Genomic DNA, 16,757 nt, shown 5'->3' with positions numbered 1-16,757 from the left:
TGAAAACAAAGGCTTAGGACAGGATTTTAGGACGTAGGAGAGGCTGCAATGGCAAAGATTATCGGTATCGACCTCGGTACCACGAACTCCGTAGTTGCGGTGATGGAAGGCGGCGAGCCCAAGGTGATCGCCAACGAAGAGGGCGGACGCACCACCCCTTCGGTTGTTGCGTTTACGAAGACTGGCGAACGGCTGGTGGGGCAGGTGGCAAAGCGACAGGCGATTACCAACCCGGAGAACACAGTTTATTCGATTAAGCGCTTCATGGGACGGCGCTACAACGAAGTGAACGAAGAAATGAAAATGGTTCCGTACAAGGTCGTGCAGTCGGGCGACCACGTCGCGGTTTTGGCGCAGGGCAAGGAATACACTCCCCCGCAGATCTCCGCGATGATTCTGCAGAAGCTGAAGAAGGCTGCGGAAGACTATCTTGGCGAGCCGGTGACGGAAGCCGTGATCACGGTTCCGGCGTACTTCAATGACGCGCAGCGGCAGGCCACCAAGGACGCCGGCAAAATTGCCGGGCTCGATGTGAAGCGAATTATCAACGAGCCGACAGCGGCCGCGTTGGCGTACGGGCTGGATAAGAAGAAGGACGAGACGATTGCCGTGTACGACTTCGGCGGCGGCACATTCGATATCTCGATTCTCGAGGTCGGCGAAGGCGTTATCGAAGTGAAGTCCACCAACGGTGATACGCACCTCGGCGGCGACAACCTCGACCAGCGCATCGTCGATTGGCTGATTGACGAGTTTAAGAAGGACGAAGGGCTGGACCTGCGCGGCAAGGGCAACGAAATGGCGCTGCAGCGACTGCGTGACGCAGCCGAGCGCGCCAAGATTGAGCTCTCGACTACCATGCAGACCGAGATCAATCTGCCGTTCATCACGGCGGATGCAACAGGCCCGAAGCACCTGGTGAAGACACTGACGCGGGCGAAGCTGGAAGAGATGGTTCGCGATATCGTGAACCGCTCGATAGATCCGTGCAAGCAGGCGCTGAAGGACGCGGGCGTTTCGACCAGCGACATCGACGAAGTGGTGCTGGTCGGTGGCCAGACGCGTATGCCGATGATTCAGAACCTGGTGAAGGAGTTGTTCGGTAAGGAACCTCACAAGGGCGTGAACCCTGATGAAGTGGTTGCCGTGGGTGCGGCTTTGCAAGGTGGCGTACTGAAGGGCGAAGTTAAGGACCTGCTACTGCTCGATGTAACGCCGCTTTCGCTGTCGATCGAGACGCTGGGCGGAGTGGCGACGCCGATGATTCCGCGGAACACGACGATTCCGACGCGCAAGACGGAAACGTTCTCGACCGCGGCCGATAACCAGACGTCGGTTGAGGTTCACGTGCTGCAGGGTGAACGTCCGATGGCGGCGCAGAATCGCACGCTCGGCAAGTTCCACCTGACGGGCATTCCGATGGCGCCGCGTGGCGTACCGCAGATCGAGGTGACGTTCGACATCGATGCCAACGGCATTCTGAACGTAACCGCGAAGGACATGGCGACGCAGAAGGATCAGAAGATCACGATCACTTCATCTTCTGGTCTCTCCAAGGAAGAAGTGGAGCGGATGGCGAAAGAAGCTGACGCTCACTCCGAAGAGGACAAGAAGAAGCGCGATGAGATCGAGGCGCGGAACCAGTTGGACGGCATGGTGTACCAAGTCGATAAGATGCTGCGTGAGCACGGCGACAAGATCTCGGGCTCGGAGCGAGGCGACGTGGAGAACGCTGTGGCCGACGCCAAGAAGGCGCTGGAAGGCGGCGAATTGAGCCAGATGAATTCGGCGCGCGAACGCTTGCAGGCTGCCTCGCACAAGCTGGCCGAAGCCATGTACAAGGCGACGGCCGCCCAGGGTCAGCCGCAGGGAGGACCAAGCGCTGGTCCGACTCCGGGCCCCGAAACTGGCGGCCAGAAGAAGGACGAAGGCGTAATCGATGCGGAGTACGTCGACGTCGACGAGAAGAAGCGGTAAACGGCCGATGATCGAGCTGACGCTGCACGAACTGGAACTGCTCTTCAGGAAGTACGTGAGCGAAAAGACGCCCATCGTAGCTTTCCTGATCTCGGGCAAAACCCGGGTGAAACTGAGCGGCCACATCGACAGCGTCACGGACGACGGCATCGTGGTTCGAGCCGAGAATGGCGACTTCGCAATTTTCGACGTCTCGGGCATGAGCCGTTCGTTGCTGGGCGACCGGCGGGATATTCCGCCGGAGGCGGCCAACATCGAGGCCGACTATACCAGCGCGTTGTCGCTGATGCGTGAAGACGGAGAGATACTGACGATCTTCGAGCGGTAGGGGAGCAGGAGTTGAAGTTTGCTGAGAGGGGCGCTGCGGGCGCCCCTTGATGCCATTAGGAAAAGGTTACTCACCACGAAGGAATGAAGGAATGATTTCTAGAAGCAACCGCCCTAAATTGCGCGAGGTAGAGAAGGGGGCTGGTTGCACAACGGATTTGAAAATTCCGTCCTTCGTGACTTCGTGTCTTCGTGGTGAAACCTACAGAGGTGACAATGCAATTTGAAGTGAATGGTCAGAACTATTTCTTGCACTTCTCCGATGAGGATAAGCATTGGGTGCTGTTCCGTCCGATGGAAGACGGAATCGAACAGATCGATATTGAGGATGACACTGTGCGACCGGATTCAGGCGGGGTTATCATCCCCTTCGGGAACGACCGCGGGACGGTGAACTGACAGAGGATACGGGATGGCTGCGCAAACCAAGAATTACTACGAGATTCTGGGTGTGAAGAAGAGCGCGTCGGCGGAGGAAATCCGCAAGGCATTTCGCAAACTCGCGCGCAAGTACCATCCCGACGTCAATCCTGGCAACAAATCGGCGGAAGAGAAGTTCAAGGAACTCTCAGAAGCCAATGATGTGTTGAGCGATCCGAAGAAGCGCAAGATCTACGATCAGCTTGGGTATTACTCGGACAACATTGATCCAGCGGCAGCCGAGGCATACGCGCGTGCTGGACAGGGGCGAGGGCCCGGTTTCGGCGCCGGCGGATTCGGCGGCTACTCGGGCGGATTTCCGGGTGGGGGCGGCCAGCAGGAAGTCCACTACGATTTCAGCGATTTCGATTTTGGTGGCGCGCAAGGTACGCAGGGCGGTGGCAGTATCCGCGACATCTTCTCCGGAATTTTCTCCGGCGGGGGATTCGGCCGCGCGAGAGAACCTCAGGGGCCGATGCCCGGAACGGATGTCGAATATGAAGTGCACGTGCCATTCTGGCAGGCGATTCGCGGCGGCACGATGAAGCTGAATATCCAGCGGCCGGGCGCGCGCGGCATGGAGACGGAACCGACCGAGTTCCGGATCAAGGCGGGAACGCGTGAGGGCCAAAGAATACGATTGGCCGGACGCGGGAATCCCGGCCAGAGAGGTGCCTCTGCCGGCGACCTGTACATGATCGTGCGTGTCGACCCGCACCCGGTGTTCCGGCGTGAGGGCGACGACATTTACGTCACGGTGCCGGTGATGCCTTGGGAGGCAGCGGTGGGAGCCAAGGTAGAGGTGCCAACGATCGACGGACGCTCAATGCTACGCATTCCGCCGGGCACGCAGAGCGGACAGAAGCTGCGCTTGCGCGAGAAGGGCGTGAAATCGGCGACGAAAGACGGTGCCGTTGGCGACGAAATCGTTGAGGTGAAGATCGTTGCGCCGCAGGTGCCGAATGTGGAAGCGAAGGAGCTGTGGCACAAGTTGGAGAAACTACATCCGGAGAATCCGAGAGACGAGTTGTTTAAGAAGATCTAACCGCGGATCGATGCGGATTTTTCCAGAAGCAAATGAGGACTGCGGCGAAATCGAGTGCAGTGATCGAGACTGAGCGCCTTCTGCTTCGGCAACTCGTGCCGGAGGACTTCGAGGCGATTCGGCGCATTCACTCCGATCCCGAGGTGATGGCGATCTATGGTGGCGTCTTCACGGAGCAAGGCACGCGCGACTTCATTCAGCGCAATATTGACCGATACGCAAAAGACGGCGTGGGTTTCTACGCGATCACATTGAGGGATGCGGGCGAGTTGATCGGGTGTGGTGGGATCATCATGCAGCCGACGGATCAAGGGATCGAGCCGGAGATTGGATACCAGGTTCGGCGCGATCAGCAGGGCCGAGGGTACGCGACGGAGATGGCACAAGGCTGCATGCAGTACGCGTTCGAGGTGCTCAAAGCCGATCACATCATTTCACTGATCCGGCCGGACAATATGCCGTCGCGGCGAGTGGCGGAAAAGAACGGCTTGGTAGTGGATCGAGAATTCTTGTGGCGGGAACAATTGCACCTGGTGTACCAGATGACGAGAGATGAATGGGAGAAAAGACTGGTGTCTGCCGTCTGACCTCTGGGGTCTTCTATGACGAAACGCAAAGGCAAAGGCGCTTACATGATCTCGGTGGTGGCGGAGATGTACGACATCCATCCGCAGACGCTGCGGCTCTACGAGCGTGAAGGACTGCTGAAGCCGTCGCGCAGTGAGGGGAATACGCGGCTGTATACCGAAGAAGATCTGAAGCGGCTGGAATTCATTCTCTCTCTGGCGCGCGACCTCGGAGTCAACATCGCGGGGATCGGCATCATTCTGAATATGCGCGAGCGCATCGAGCAGATGCAGCAGCAGATGCAGGATTTCGTTCAATACGTTCAGCAGGAAGTGTGGTCGCGGGCTCAGGCGCAGATACCGAAAGACGATGCCATTGTGCCGATGAGGCGGCCGGTGGTGATTCCTCCGAAGAAAGAGAAACGGTAGAGTTCGTTAACGCGAGGATGAACCTCAGGCGGCTTTTTCGGGACGGCTGAGGCCGTGCTCGTCCAAGGGCACTTTGTCAGACAATTTCAGCGTGCAGTCTCTATTTTACTTCTACGAGCTTGCTCACCTGCACCAGCGGTTCGATGGAAATTTTCGAGTTTAGGCTGCGTGAGATAAGGCAGGCCGCTTCGCTCTTCAGAAGCAGTTTCAGGCCCTTATCCGTGTCTTCGTCGGTTGCGACGGTCAGTATCGGACGAACGACTAGTTCTGTGAAGCGGAAGCCGCCTTGTTCTTTCTCGATTTTGCCGTCCACCGTGACGTCGAGGGCGACACTGTCGAATTTTGAGTACTCGGAAATCGCGCGGAAGGTGGACACGAAGCAGGAGGCCACTGCGGCAAGGAAGAAAGTTTCCGGCGACCACATCTCCGCTTCGCCACCAAACTCGGGTGGAGTGGAGAACTCGATGGCCTGCGGAACCGATTCGGCGGAAACGATTCCCCGTTTCGCGAGGATCCAGTATGCGGTCATGCGGTAGCTATAGCTGTTTTCCATAATTCCTCCACTCACCATTCAATAATGCAAGTGCGAACTACTTGCTGCCCGGGTTCCAAAGAACCCAAATCGGTGTCCCTTTCTTGTCGCGCAGCACCAACTGGTTGTCGTTTGATTTCGTAATCTCGCGTGCCAGCAACTCGTCATTCCCGCCGGGATCCTTGATCTTGCAGCCCACAACTTGGAGCACATCTCCCTTGTTGAACGAGGTCTCCATCTCGCTGAGGAATTTTTCCGGCGCGACATGAACCAGGATGGTCTCGTTCTCCGATTTCAAGACAAGGTGGACACCTTCCAATGATCCGGGAACAGTTTTTATGTCTTCAACGGTTCCCTTGACCGTTACCTCACTTTTGGCGTCATATTTCGGGCCAGTATTCCCGCTTAGTTTCTGAGCCAACAGCGCCACCGACATGGCGAGGATGATCGCTCCGACAAATAGCACCCTCAAACTTGATACTGATTTCATGGTTCACTACTCCTGTAACTGCAACATGCGAGCGGTGAAACTCCGGGTCTTCGCGGGCCGCCGTTTTCGCGTTGGGATGTTTTCGCAACTTCTGCATAGCCTTACCTCGGCCGGAATTGCTGTTTGGAGAAGACTGCGGGCGGGAAGCTCGCCGGCGGCCTATCCATCTCTCCGGCTGCTGAAAGCTCGCCGGGAACCCCGGTGGGCTTTGGATGTAAGCGTAGGGCGGTAGCGCGAAAGTCGCAGTGAGTGTTGTCACAAGTTGGGGTGACCACCGCAACAATTGCCCGGGTTGCGGTTTTATGTGCAAAAGGGAATAATCGCGTAAAGTGCTGAAAACCATAATCTTCTTGTGAAATGGCTAGAATCAGTTCGATTCCTGCAACGGCTGGGGGCTCCGGCCTCGCAGGCGGAACGCGAGCGCACTGAATTCGTCCTCGCGGCTGCTCGCGCCATCTTGACTCTGCTCTCGCTGCTGGCGATCTACATCGATCCCACGGACCCGGCGGAGTACATCTGGATCGCGAACTGGATGCTGATCGGCTGGGCGGCCTACAGCCTGGGAGTTCTTGCGTGGGTGCGCTACGGACGACTGCCCCGCCGCGGTCCCATGGTGCTGCACACGCTCGACGTTCTGTGGCCAGCGGTCATTTCGGTGTTCACGCAAGGCCCGAACAGCCCGTTCTTCGCGTACACGGTATTTGCACTGGCTGCCGCCGCGTTCCGCTGGGGCTTGCCGGAAACTCTCGCCACCGCGGTCGCAGGAATCGGGCTCCTGGATTTGCAGGCGCTCGTACTGACCGGCGGGTACCCCTGGGAGATTGAGGTCCTCGGCGCGTTCGACGTTAACGGCCTGATTATTCGCTGTTCGTACCTCCTGGTGCTGGGTCTACTCATCGGTTATTTCGGCGAGTCGGAGAAGGAGAGGCGCGCGGAATCGGTCGTGCTGAACCGAATTTTGCGCATGGCCAAGCCCGAGCAGGGACTCGGAATTTCCCTGCACCTGGCGTTGAACGAATTCCTGCATATCTACAAGTCGCGGCGTGCATATGTCGTGATGCACGATCTTGCGCGAGATCGGTTGTTCATGTGGCAGGCCGATGCAGAACTGCCCCCGGAAACCCAATTGCACGCAACCGAGATTTCACCGGTACAGGCGCAGACGTACCTGTTGAGAAACACTGTCAGCACTTTTTTCGCGTCGCGTACCGAGGCCGGCATTCAGTTCGTGGCGCTGCAAGGCAGCGCCCTGAAAGAATTGGATTCCATCGAGTTCCCTTCACTCTCTTTCGACAAGGGCCACGCCGACTCCGTTCTGTCGACCTCAGTGGAGTTAGGGCACGAATGGTTTGCACGTCTGTACCTGATCGATGCCCGCGTAGGTTTTAACCGCACCCAGGAACTCGAGTTTGCGGAAAGAGCGCTGCGCCAGATGGCACCGGCGTTGTACAGCGTCTTCCTGGTACGAAGGCTCCGAAAACGGGCGGGCGCGCTGGAGAGGGCAAGGGTGGCGCGCGAACTACACGATGGTGCCATCCAATCTCTGATTTCGGCGGAAATGCAGGTCGATGTTCTGCGCCGGCGCGCCGAACGCGACCATGGCGAAATGAGCGCTGACCTGGAGCACATTCAATACCTGCTCCGGCGAGAGGTGCTGAACCTACGCGAACTTATGCAGCAGATGAAGCCGGTCGATCTGAGTCCGGAACAGTTGCTCGATTACATGGCGGACCTTGTCGACCGCTTCCGTCGCGATACTGGCATTTCCGCGCAATTTACAACCGAGCTTCAGGATGTTCCACTTAGTCCGCATGCTTGCCGTGAGTTGGTTCGCATTGTGCAGGAAGGCCTTGTGAATGTGCGGAAGCATTCTGCCGCGCAACACGTGCTGGTGCGCTTCGCGAGGCAGAATGGGGCATGGAAGTTGACCATCTCCGACGACGGCACAGGATTTGGATTTGACGGGCGTCTGACTCACCAGGACCTGGTGAATTCCGCCCGCGGCCCCGCAATCATCAAAGAACGCGTGCTCAATCTTGGGGGGGAACTGGATCTCGAATCTCACCCCGGCGAGGGTGCGCGACTGGAAATTACTATTCCTCAGAAAGGACACTCAGTTCATGGATAGCCGCAAGACGCGTATCCTGATCGCCGACGACCACACGATATTTCGTGATGGTTTGCGACGTTTACTGGAGTCTGAACCGGAGTTTCAAGTCACGGGTGAAGCAGGTGATGGTGTCGAGGCCCTGCAACTCGCTCAACAACTCAAGCCCGACATTTTACTTCTCGATCTCGCCATGCCTCGCATGCCGGGACTCGAAACCCTGCGAGAGTTGGCCACGCAGGGCTCTCCCGTCAGGACAATTCTTCTGACGGCCGCCATTGAAAAAAGACAAATTGTGGAAGCCCTGCAGATGGGTGCGCGCGGCGTCATCATGAAAGACGCAGCCACGACCCTGCTGATGAAGGGAATCCGCACAGTCATGAACGGGCAGTTCTGGGTTGGACGCGAAGCGGTCTCCGACATGGTGACCTACCTTCGCGAAAAGGCGGCGCAGCAGCCACCGCCGCCCGCCAAGGCGTACGGGCTCACCAAGCGGGAGCTTGAGATTCTGTCGACGATTGTTTCCGGACTGAGCAACAAGGAAATCGCGCAGAAGTTCTCGCTCAGTGAAGATACAGTCAAGCACCACCTGACGAATATCTTCGACAAGGTTGGAGTGTCAAGCCGTCTGGAGTTGGCGCTGTTCGCCATCAATCACAGACTGGTCGAACCGGCATAACAACGGGTTTCGCGGATTGGCGCGGATTTTCCAGCTTTACATTGAGATTTGCGTCAATCCGTAGCTGCCTGCAATCAGCTTCTTCAGTTCTGCGCGTCGCGCAAGGACACTCTCGGTGTCCTCTGCCTGGCGCTTGGGTTGATAAACGCAGCACGGCTCTTCGGCGAAGATGTCGCCAGTGAGCGCGTAGGCTCTCGCCCGGGAGCCGCCGCATACTTCCCTGAACTCGCAGCGGCCGCACTTGCCGTCCAAATTAGCAGTATCCCGCAAAGCCTTGAACAACGGCGAATTCCGGTAGAGGGCTGCAAGGGATTCGCGGCGAACGTTTCCGGCTGAAACCGGCAGGAAACCGCTCGGGAAGACCTCTCCCAGGTGAGAGATGAAAACGAATCCCTTCCCGTCATTGATTCCCTTGGGAGCGCGGCCGATTCCGTCGGCGCTTCCCACTCCGAGGAAATGTGGCATTTTGTCGCCCGGGATTGCGCCCTGTCTGCGCAGTTCGGTGCGCCTTTGAAGCAGGTACCGGCGATAGTGCTGTGCTTCCGTGCTCTTGATGTCAAACAACACACGCTGCGAGGTTTCGTAGAGCTTCTGGAACACCTGTTCGAACTCCTCGGCCGAGATCAGGTCGACGCTTTGTCCGCGACCGGTGGGAACGAGGAAAAACACGCTCCACAGCACGATGCCCAGCTTTTCCATGAGAGCAATCATGTCATCGAGGTACTGCAGGTTGTGGCGCGTGATGGTCGTGTTGATCTGCACAGGAAGACCGAGTTCATGCGCATACTGCACGGCATCTAGTGTCCATTGGAACGATCCGGGGACACGCCGGAAGCTATCGTGAATCTCGGCGGTTGGCCCGTCGAGTGAGATCGCGAGACGGGCAAGTCCGGAATCCTCAAGTTTCGCGACAGCGGCGCGCGTCAGCAGAGGCGTTGCACTGGGGGTCAGCGATGGACGGACGCCCAGTTTGGCCGCATAGTCCACGAGTTCGTAAATGTCAGGGCGCTTTAGAGGATCGCCGCCCGTCATGACAAACAACGGTACCTGCATGGCGGCGATCTCATCGATCATTCGCTTGGCTTCGTCGGTAGTCAGTTCGTGGGAGCTTCGAAAAGGTTGCGCGCAAGCGCGGCAATGGACGCACGCCAGATCGCATGCCTGGGTGGTTTCCCATATCACGATAAAGGGCCGTTCATCAAAATCAACCCTGAGATCCATAAGTCCAGCTCTCCAGATGGGCGAATTTGCGGCCCACGGCTTCCTGAGTCCGGAATCAAGAATTACAGGGACAACCTCCGCAGGCTATGACTTCCGTCACACTCGCCTCTTTTGGGCAAAACTGTGATCACCGCGTCCGGTGCCCTGTATCACTTCACTTCGGTACAACTAGCTGGAGAATCTACACGGAGTGGGAGGCATATGTCGGACGACCATCGTGATGTCCTGGAAATCCTCCGTTGCGAGTTGAACTTCCTAGAGCAGGCTGGCTACGGACAGGTCAAACGGAAAGGACGTTTGCCGTCGCCCTTTCGGGATAGGCAGATCTGCCTAAACTACGGCGACCCGCTCCGGCCACACGCATGCCGTGAATGCTTTCTATGCGATTTTGTGCCGGAAGACGCCCGGACAGAAGATATTCCCTGTCACTACATACCGCTGGATCCGGCCGGACACAGGATGATCGATTTCCTGCGGAAGGAAGACGTGCCCGGGCTCGAGCGCGCACTGAAGATCTGGCTGCGGCGAACGATTGAAGAACTGGCGCAGAAGCAGTTGGAAGCCGGAACTCGACAATAACAGAGAAACGCGAATTCGAAGCAGGCGGAGATATTAACTTTCCCGCTTCTCGAGAATGACTGGCTCTGGAGAAAGTTTCAGAAGGGCCTAAACTGTGGGCAGCAACGCCACTGGGGACACAGGATATGAAGCGAGCATTTTCGACGCTATCGGTACAGGAAGCCTTGCACGTCGCCATCTTTATCGAAGAGCGCAATGCCAGCTTGTATCACCGGTTTGCGGAAATGTTTGTGGAGTTTCGCGATTTGGAGTCGCTGGAGATTGCGGGAGTCTTCTGGGACATGGCGGTGGAGGAGAACCGCCACAGCACGCGGCTGCAGGAACTGTATACCGAGCGCTTCGGGACATCCTCGTGCGCGGTCACGGAAGAAGACATTATGGACATGATCGAGGTTCCGCGACTGGAAGACGGCAATGTTCTCGGCGGCGATCCTCGGGATGTCAGCTCGGCCCGCGAGCGCGCGCTGCAGGTGGCGCTGGTGGCGGAGCAGAATGCGCGCAAGTACTATGCAGGGCTCGCCGAACACACACCAGACTCGAAGTTGCGTAGGCTGTACCAGGAGCTGGCAGAATTTGAGACCGACCATGTCGAATTCCTGGAGCGCAAGCTTGCGCGGACTGCTGCTGGAAACGACATGAAGAGCTGAAAACTGCCCGTTCCTCACATCCGAGGCAGTTAGGGGCAGGGGTTTCTGTCCCTCGAATCCGCTTATGCCGCCATCGTTTGGCCACCCAACAACGTCAGCACCTCGCCAGTGATGTAGCTGGAATCCGCATCTGAGGCGAAGAACACGTATGATGGGGCAATTTCTTCCGGTTGGGCAGGACGTTGCATCGGCGTTTTTTTTCCGTGCTCCGAAACCTGTTCCGGCTCCTTGTCGGCAACGTTGAGCGGGGTCCAGACGGGACCGGGGGCGACGCAATTGACGCGAATTCCACGCTCGACAAGCATCTGCGCCAGTGATTTCGTGAAAGCGTGGATAGCCCCCTTTGTGGCTGAGTAATCCAACAGGCGCTTGTTCCCTTCCAGTCCTGTTTCCGATCCCGTATTGATGATCACGCCGCCGCGTTTGAGGTGCTTCAGGGCGGCCTTCGCCATGCGGAAGTAGCCGTAGATATTGGTCTTGAACGTGCGGTCCCACTGCTCGTCGCTGACGTCTTCCGGCTTCTGCTGGTGCTCCTGGTAGGCCGCGTTGTTAACGAGGATATCGAGCTTGCCGAACTCCTTGATGGTACGCTCGACGGCATTGCGGCAGAATTTTGGATCCGTGACATCGCCGGGAGTAAGCAAACAGGCGCGACCTTCTCGCTCGATGGCCGCGCGGGTTTCGTCGGCATCCCGCTGCTCCTCGGGAAGGTAGACGATCGCGACATCGGCGCCTTCCTTTGCGTATAGAACTGCTACCGCGCGGCCGATTCCTGAGTCTCCGCCGGTGATCAGCGCAACCTTGCCATTCAGTTTGCCTGCCGGGCGGTACTCCGGGCCCTTGTACCTCGGTCGCGGCTCGATCTCCGCTTCAATCCCGGGCCGCTGCTGTTTCTGCTTTGGAAAGGGTGGCTTCGGCTGCTCTTCTTGCGCGTGTCGCCTCGGAAACTCGCGAATTTTCCCATGCTTCGGCTGTTCGCCATTCTTCTCTGATCGTGCAGTTCTTGTGCGCTGCGTTTTGCTGGGCATCGTGTCTCCTCGGTTTGACAATGGGATGCCCGATGCGGGCGATGGTGATGCAAGAGCACCGGCAATGAAATGTGCCGTGCTGCGGCTCTCGCCTTTCACAAATCGTTTTAGCCGGATTGCGTTCCCGGCGGCGTATCCAGCCTGGTCGTTATCGAAGTAAACGTACACTGAATCAAGGGTTCGTTCCCAGCAATGTATCTGCTTTGCCCAGGATTGAAGCGCATCATCTGAATAGCTGCCCTGATACTTTCCGCCGGGGCCGTGCAGTCGGATGTAGGTCCAGTCGGCAGTGATCTCGTTTTCTGTTGCGAACCCAGCGAGTTCGTAGATGCAGTAAGCGGCATTGTGCCTGCGCAAAACATCAAGGACCTCTGTGCAATGCCAGCTCGCTTCGCGGAATTCGAATGCGTAGCGGTGAGTCTTTGGCAGGGCTTGCAGAAATTCTTCCAGTCGCCTGGCATTACAGCGCCACTTCGGCGGAAGCTGAAAGAGAATAGGGCCGAGTTTTTCGCGAAGCTCTTCTGCGCGCGGCAAGAAGTTTTCGAGGGCGTTTTCAGGATCCTTCAGCTTCTTGTTATGAGTGAGGAAGCGGCTGGCCTTTACCGCGAAGATAAAATTTCGCGGGGCTGCGGCGCGCCACGCTGAGAGCATCCCGGGCCGCGGAAGCCGATAGAAGCTGTTATTCACTTCGACCGTATCGAAGAAGCGCTGATAATACTCGAACATCTTCGAAGTCGGTGTCTTCTGAGGATAGAAGTTCCCTACCCAGTGCTTGTAATGGAAGCCCGAGGTGCCGATCCGAATCTCCGTACGTCCCCCGATAAAGCAAAAGCCGCAGAGATACTGCGGCCGATCTAGCCAGCTCGTCGACTCACTTCTCCGCCGATTCAACGTCCTGGTTCATATTGACTCCTTCTTTCGATGCAAGCCACCTTGCCTCCTGGAGCTGACTTTTTAGCGTTCGCAGGGTTTTTGAGGCGAACTGCTTGACCGCAGGATGAATTGCATTCTGACTGGCGATCTCGAACTCCTTCAGCGCGTCGGCGCGCTGTTCGATGATAGTCCTGAGATAGGTCTTGTTGAGTTCGCGGCCGGAAAGCGCTTCCAACTCCGTCTGCAATGCAATACCCTGTGCATTCATCTGATTCGGAATCTCGTAATTCTTCTTTCGCACAAGGGAACGTAGCTCTTTGTTAATCTCACCATGGTCCTGCACCATACGCTGGGCAAAACGCTTAACGGCGTTGTCGTGGCTCTTCCGTTCAATCACCTTGCCAATCGCAACCTGGTCTTTTCCGTCCTGCGCGGCTATCAGCAGGAATTTTTTCTCCTGCTGCGTAAGCTGAGCGTGGGGATTGGTCTCGGTTGATTTGGTTCCGTTATAGCCGCTCATAGCGGCTGTCGCTTCGCTTTCCCGGTGATCCCTCTGCGCCTGTGCAGCATTCGTATTTGGCGAAGCAGTGTCTCGTGCAAGGGCACAACCTGCCGATGTCAGAACAACAGCCAAAATCGTGGCCAATGCTAGAACTCTCTTTTGCATGAATGCTCTCCTCTGGCTATAAAAGCGACACAATATGATTTGATTTGCTTCGAGTGTCGTTTGTTGTCCTGCCAAAAGCTGGCAACTCACCGGCCTTCGTACTCGTTCCAACCTCCTGAATAAAGCTGCGGGGCTTTGAAAGGAAATCTTATGAAGCGGAAGCACTTCTGGACGGGGGTTGCGGTGGGAACGGCTGCCACACTGGGCGGCGCCTGGGCGCTGGGGTTGGTTGGACGTGGTGGACACAGCCGAATTATCCGCATGGAGAAGAGCATTCAGATTGGACGACGATTGGAAGACGTTTTTGAGACTTGGTGCGACCTGGAATCTCTGCCCCGCTTCACTTCTCTGCTGCGAAACGTGCGCCGTTCGGGCGATCGTTCCTCCTGGGTTGCCGAAGTGAGTGGCCTCCCAATTGAGTGGGACGCCGAGATTGTCCAGGTAATCCCCAACGAGTCACTTGGGTGGAGATCGGTCGAGGGCGTGCGTCACAGCGGGCGCGTGACGTTCTCGCGGATCGGCGACCAGACACTCGTTCACATTCAGATGAATTATGCGCCGCGGCTCTGGTTCCTTCGTCCGGTACTTTCTCCGGCAGTCGGCATAATGGAGGGTTACATCGAGCAGGCGCTGCGCGACTTCAAGACGGCACTCGAGAGCGGCCGCGGGAGATCTGCGGCACCGAAGGAGCCGACCGAACCCACGCAGGCAACTGGGACGTACGGGCCGACGGCACAGAATCCGCGGTTCGGGACGCCAACGATACCGGTCGAGTTCACCGCACCGCCGGAGTCGAAGCGCTGATCAGGGTTTTCTCGGCGTTTCATCTTCGTCCAGATCCTGCGGAAAAGATTTCATCTCGATCTGGCGGGACTTCGCGACAGGCTTGCCATTGGCGTCCTCGGCGGAGTGCGTCAGGGTGCCGCGGATCACGCGATAAGCGTCATCGTGCGGAGTCTTGCCGGGACCACGCTCCACGGTACCGTCAAAATCGAACGATTCGCCGTGAACTTGCTTCGTCGTGAAGGTAAGGTGGTTGCCTTTGAGGGACGCCTTGGTGAAGAACTGATCGAGAAATGCATCTCTATCGGAATCGGAATCACCGTAGCGCGAAACGAATCCGGAAACGATGCCATCCTGCACGGTGATCTGCACGAATTCGCCTTCCTTGAGGAACGTGTACATGCCGGAAATATCGTCGGCAGCGGCAGTGGGTGGTTGCGTCGGCGAGGCCGGTGGATTCGACGGCTCCTGAGCGAGCGCGGCGAGCGACACTACGACGAAGATGAGAAGAAGATTGAGAGCTTTCATCAGAGTACCTACTGAGGAGTATAGCCGGATTTTGCTCGCGGTTTCCGTACTTTGGGCGTAGTACTAATCGAAAATCCCCCTGCTTGGGTCCGCGGTTCAGCCTCCCCGGAGTGCTAAAATCATTCAACCCATCCCTGGTTGAAGCATGGCCCCCGAGCGCAGCACCGAAGCCAACACCATCCCCGTCGGATTCGAACCACAATTGCTTGTGGAATGGAGTTCCCGGGCCGGGGTGTTCTTCCGCAATTTGCGCGATACGCTGCTTCCGCGGCACGAAGAGCCGTTGGAAATAACCTCGGAACCTGCGCCTGATTTCTGGCAGGATTTGTTTGTTCAATATCCGTCGCGGCTACGCTTCGTTTTCGACTCCTACGCTGGGCATGTGCTGTTCGTTCTCATCGTTTACGGGCTCTCGACATCGCCGTTGTTTCAACGGCGGCCGCAACGCATCCTCAACCCGTTTGAGAACACGAAGATCGAATATTACCCGGTGAGCCCGTATCTGCCGCCGGTATCCACTCCGCCGAAACCGGCGAAGCATGCGTTAAAGGGGGAGCCGGCGCTAGCGAAGCAGGAGATCATCTCGGTTCCGCCGGAGCCGGACAATTCGCGGCAGACGATCGTCACGCCGGATATCCGAATTCTGCACAGAGAGGTTCCGTTGCCGAACGTGGTCGTGTGGGCGGACAAAGCGGCGCCGATCCAGCCGATGGCTGCTTCCGCAAATCTCTCGCAACCCAAGCTTTTGCTCCCGCCGGATGTGATCGCGCCGCCACCGGATATTCTTCCGTCGTCGGATCGCGCTATTCCGCAAGTGCAGCCGGATGTGATCAGACCATCGGCAGATTTGCCGACGAATGCAATGTTTCGTGTGCGTTCCATGGCTCCTTCAGTGATCGAGCCGGCCCCAACTCTCGATCAACTGCGCGATCCTGGCACGATGAACATCGCGAAGTTGGAGCCACACGTAAGCGCACCGAAACTCCCGGTTGCGCCACAACGCTCGGCAGGTCCATCGGGTGGATCGGATACTCGTGGTAAGACGGCAACCGTGGCACCCGCACCGCCGCCATCGCTGCACGGATTGGGTGCAGGAAAACCACAGGGGCGAATGCTGGCGTTAAGTGTTCAGCCGGCAGAAGTCAAAGCGCCGATCGAACCTCCAGCGGGCTCCCGCAAAGGCATTTTCGCTGCGGGTCCTGAAGGAAAGGCGGGAGCGCCGGGGACTCCGACGATTGCGGGAGGCGGCGTGAACGAACAGGGTACACCCGGCAAAGGGAATGGCCACGATCCCCTGGAAGGAATCTACATCGGCCCAGCGCCGGACCCAAAGGCTCCGGTTAGCGGAGCGCCGAATGGCGATCTGCGAAAGGCTTTCTACGCTGCGATGCACGCCCCGGCGGATTTTCCGCGGCCCTCTTCGAACCCACCGAACCCTCCCGCTTCGAAGATCGAGAACCAGGTTTTCGGCAACCGGAAGTTCTACTCGATGGTGCTCAACATGCCGAACCTTTCCTCAGCGGTCGGGAGTTGGATCGTCCGCTATGCCGAACTCAAGCCGACGCAGGACAAGAGCGACATCAGCGCGCCCGTCGCGCTCAACAAGGTGGACCCGGCTTATCCGCCAGAACTGATTCGCGACCGTGTGGAAGGGACCGTGGTGCTGTATGCGGTCATTCGCGCCAATGGAACCGTCGACTCGGTGCGCGTTCTCGACAGTGCGGATCGACGGCTCGACCAGAGCGCAATGGCTGCACTCTCCCGCTGGCGGTTCCGTCCGGGCACGAAGGAAGGCGTTCCTGTAGATGTCGAAGCTGTGGTGCAGGTTCCGTTTCGCGCGGAGAAGTGGAAACAATAGC

The 16,757-nt window shown here is 57.7% G+C and carries 18 protein-coding genes and 1 pseudogene; 12 read left to right on the top strand and 7 right to left on the bottom strand.

The window, feature by feature from the left end:
* Window positions 1–48 precede the first annotated feature (48 nt).
* From dnaK to ROO76_00915, 6 genes are all read left to right on the top strand, one after another.
* On the top strand, window positions 49–1,977 hold the full coding sequence (gene dnaK / locus ROO76_00940) for a molecular chaperone DnaK (protein ID MDT8066707.1): 1,929 nt from the start codon (window positions 49–51) through the stop codon (window positions 1,975–1,977).
* Window positions 1,978–1,984: 7 nt separating this feature from the next.
* The gene (locus ROO76_00935; protein ID MDT8066706.1) at window positions 1,985–2,305 is read left to right on the top strand and encodes a hypothetical protein; all 321 of its coding nucleotides are present in this window, start codon (window positions 1,985–1,987) and stop codon (window positions 2,303–2,305) included.
* A gap of 215 nt (window positions 2,306–2,520) precedes the next feature.
* Window positions 2,521–2,703 carry a hypothetical protein gene (locus ROO76_00930; GenBank protein ID MDT8066705.1) on the top strand — a complete coding sequence of 61 codons (183 nt, stop codon included), beginning with the start codon at window positions 2,521–2,523 and terminating at the stop codon, window positions 2,701–2,703.
* A gap of 13 nt (window positions 2,704–2,716) precedes the next feature.
* Window positions 2,717–3,769 (top strand): J domain-containing protein, encoded by a 1,053-nt coding sequence (locus ROO76_00925; protein MDT8066704.1) that lies wholly within the window; start codon window positions 2,717–2,719, stop codon window positions 3,767–3,769.
* A gap of 32 nt (window positions 3,770–3,801) precedes the next feature.
* Window positions 3,802–4,356: a GNAT family N-acetyltransferase gene (locus tag ROO76_00920; protein MDT8066703.1), complete on the top strand. Its 555-nt coding sequence runs from the start codon at window positions 3,802–3,804 to the stop codon at window positions 4,354–4,356.
* Window positions 4,357–4,371: 15 nt separating this feature from the next.
* Window positions 4,372–4,764, top strand: coding sequence for a helix-turn-helix transcriptional regulator (locus ROO76_00915; GenBank protein ID MDT8066702.1), 393 nt, complete (start codon window positions 4,372–4,374; stop codon window positions 4,762–4,764).
* 100 nt (window positions 4,765–4,864) lie between these two features.
* Here ROO76_00915 and ROO76_00910 read toward each other — a convergent pair whose 3' ends face one another.
* A complete protein-coding gene (locus ROO76_00910; protein MDT8066701.1) occupies window positions 4,865–5,317 on the bottom strand; it encodes an OsmC family protein in 453 nt (150 codons plus the stop codon).
* A 37-nt stretch (window positions 5,318–5,354) separates the two neighbouring features.
* Window positions 5,355–5,786 (bottom strand): hypothetical protein, encoded by a 432-nt coding sequence (locus ROO76_00905; protein MDT8066700.1) that lies wholly within the window; start codon window positions 5,784–5,786, stop codon window positions 5,355–5,357.
* Between the two features lie 352 nt (window positions 5,787–6,138).
* Here ROO76_00905 and ROO76_00900 point away from each other — a divergent pair, with 352 nt between their 5' ends.
* Window positions 6,139–7,914: a histidine kinase gene (locus ROO76_00900; GenBank protein MDT8066699.1), complete on the top strand. Its 1,776-nt coding sequence runs from the start codon at window positions 6,139–6,141 to the stop codon at window positions 7,912–7,914.
* Complete coding sequence (locus ROO76_00895; GenBank protein MDT8066698.1) at window positions 7,907–8,572, top strand: response regulator transcription factor; 666 nt, start codon at window positions 7,907–7,909, stop codon at window positions 8,570–8,572. Before ROO76_00900 ends, ROO76_00895 begins: the two co-directional genes overlap by 8 nt.
* A 36-nt stretch (window positions 8,573–8,608) precedes the next feature.
* Here the strand turns inward: ROO76_00895 and ROO76_00890 are convergent, their stop codons facing one another.
* Window positions 8,609–9,793: a TIGR04053 family radical SAM/SPASM domain-containing protein gene (locus ROO76_00890; GenBank protein MDT8066697.1), complete on the bottom strand. Its 1,185-nt coding sequence runs from the start codon at window positions 9,791–9,793 to the stop codon at window positions 8,609–8,611.
* Between the two features lie 201 nt (window positions 9,794–9,994).
* On the opposite strand from ROO76_00890, the gene ROO76_00885 reads away from it, so the two are divergent.
* A complete protein-coding gene (locus ROO76_00885) occupies window positions 9,995–10,372 on the top strand; it encodes a hypothetical protein (protein MDT8066696.1) in 378 nt (125 codons plus the stop codon).
* A gap of 125 nt (window positions 10,373–10,497) precedes the next feature.
* The gene (locus tag ROO76_00880; protein MDT8066695.1) at window positions 10,498–11,019 is read left to right on the top strand and encodes a ferritin family protein; all 522 of its coding nucleotides are present in this window, start codon (window positions 10,498–10,500) and stop codon (window positions 11,017–11,019) included.
* A gap of 62 nt (window positions 11,020–11,081) precedes the next feature.
* On the opposite strand, the gene ROO76_00875 is transcribed toward ROO76_00880, so the two are convergent.
* The 3 genes and pseudogenes from ROO76_00875 to ROO76_00865 all read right to left on the bottom strand — a co-directional run bounded on the left by ROO76_00875 (window position 11,082) and on the right by ROO76_00865 (window position 13,677).
* Entirely contained in the window at window positions 11,082–12,047 is a 966-nt protein-coding gene (locus ROO76_00875; GenBank protein MDT8066694.1) for an SDR family oxidoreductase, read from the bottom strand.
* 114 nt (window positions 12,048–12,161) lie between these two features.
* Window positions 12,162–12,938: pseudogene (locus ROO76_00870) on the bottom strand (DUF72 domain-containing protein).
* The gene (locus ROO76_00865) at window positions 12,919–13,677 is read right to left on the bottom strand and encodes a DUF4142 domain-containing protein (protein ID MDT8066693.1); all 759 of its coding nucleotides are present in this window, start codon (window positions 13,675–13,677) and stop codon (window positions 12,919–12,921) included. The pseudogene ROO76_00870 and the gene ROO76_00865 overlap by 20 nt, the downstream one beginning before the upstream one ends.
* A gap of 60 nt (window positions 13,678–13,737) precedes the next feature.
* Between ROO76_00865 and ROO76_00860 the strand changes: the two genes are divergently transcribed.
* Entirely contained in the window at window positions 13,738–14,391 is a 654-nt protein-coding gene (locus ROO76_00860; protein ID MDT8066692.1) for an SRPBCC family protein, read from the top strand.
* Here the strand turns inward: ROO76_00860 and ROO76_00855 are convergent, their stop codons facing one another.
* Window positions 14,392–14,898, bottom strand: coding sequence for a hypothetical protein (locus ROO76_00855; GenBank protein ID MDT8066691.1), 507 nt, complete (start codon window positions 14,896–14,898; stop codon window positions 14,392–14,394).
* Between the two features lie 145 nt (window positions 14,899–15,043).
* Between ROO76_00855 and ROO76_00850 the strand changes: the two genes are divergently transcribed.
* On the top strand, window positions 15,044–16,756 hold the full coding sequence (locus ROO76_00850; protein MDT8066690.1) for a TonB family protein: 1,713 nt from the start codon (window positions 15,044–15,046) through the stop codon (window positions 16,754–16,756).
* Window position 16,757: the final 1 nt, after the last annotated feature.

The organism is Terriglobia bacterium, assembly GCA_032252755.1.
Taxonomy (GTDB): domain Bacteria; phylum Acidobacteriota; class Terriglobia; order Terriglobales; family Acidobacteriaceae; genus JAVUPY01.
This window is presented reverse-complemented; position numbering and strand designations above follow the sequence as displayed.

What these genes read in the sequence shown, in the direction of transcription:
- dnaK (MDT8066707.1), top strand. Translation starts at nt 49, where the DNA reads ATGGCAAAGATTATCGGTATCGACCTCGGTACCACGAACTCCGTAGTT.
- ROO76_00935 (MDT8066706.1), top strand. Translation starts at nt 1,985, where the DNA reads ATGATCGAGCTGACGCTGCACGAACTGGAACTGCTCTTCAGGAAGTAC.
- ROO76_00930 (MDT8066705.1), top strand. Translation starts at nt 2,521, where the DNA reads ATGCAATTTGAAGTGAATGGTCAGAACTATTTCTTGCACTTCTCCGAT.
- ROO76_00925 (MDT8066704.1), top strand. Translation starts at nt 2,717, where the DNA reads ATGGCTGCGCAAACCAAGAATTACTACGAGATTCTGGGTGTGAAGAAG.
- ROO76_00920 (MDT8066703.1), top strand. Translation starts at nt 3,802, where the DNA reads ATGAGGACTGCGGCGAAATCGAGTGCAGTGATCGAGACTGAGCGCCTT.
- ROO76_00915 (MDT8066702.1), top strand. Translation starts at nt 4,372, where the DNA reads ATGACGAAACGCAAAGGCAAAGGCGCTTACATGATCTCGGTGGTGGCG.
- ROO76_00910 (MDT8066701.1), bottom strand. Translation starts at nt 5,317, where the DNA reads ATGGAAAACAGCTATAGCTACCGCATGACCGCATACTGGATCCTCGCG.
- ROO76_00905 (MDT8066700.1), bottom strand. Translation starts at nt 5,786, where the DNA reads ATGAAATCAGTATCAAGTTTGAGGGTGCTATTTGTCGGAGCGATCATC.
- ROO76_00895 (MDT8066698.1), top strand. Translation starts at nt 7,907, where the DNA reads ATGGATAGCCGCAAGACGCGTATCCTGATCGCCGACGACCACACGATA.
- ROO76_00890 (MDT8066697.1), bottom strand. Translation starts at nt 9,793, where the DNA reads ATGGATCTCAGGGTTGATTTTGATGAACGGCCCTTTATCGTGATATGG.
- ROO76_00885 (MDT8066696.1), top strand. Translation starts at nt 9,995, where the DNA reads ATGTCGGACGACCATCGTGATGTCCTGGAAATCCTCCGTTGCGAGTTG.
- ROO76_00880 (MDT8066695.1), top strand. Translation starts at nt 10,498, where the DNA reads ATGAAGCGAGCATTTTCGACGCTATCGGTACAGGAAGCCTTGCACGTC.
- ROO76_00875 (MDT8066694.1), bottom strand. Translation starts at nt 12,047, where the DNA reads ATGCCCAGCAAAACGCAGCGCACAAGAACTGCACGATCAGAGAAGAAT.
- ROO76_00860 (MDT8066692.1), top strand. Translation starts at nt 13,738, where the DNA reads ATGAAGCGGAAGCACTTCTGGACGGGGGTTGCGGTGGGAACGGCTGCC.
- ROO76_00855 (MDT8066691.1), bottom strand. Translation starts at nt 14,898, where the DNA reads ATGAAAGCTCTCAATCTTCTTCTCATCTTCGTCGTAGTGTCGCTCGCC.
- ROO76_00850 (MDT8066690.1), top strand. Translation starts at nt 15,044, where the DNA reads ATGGCCCCCGAGCGCAGCACCGAAGCCAACACCATCCCCGTCGGATTC.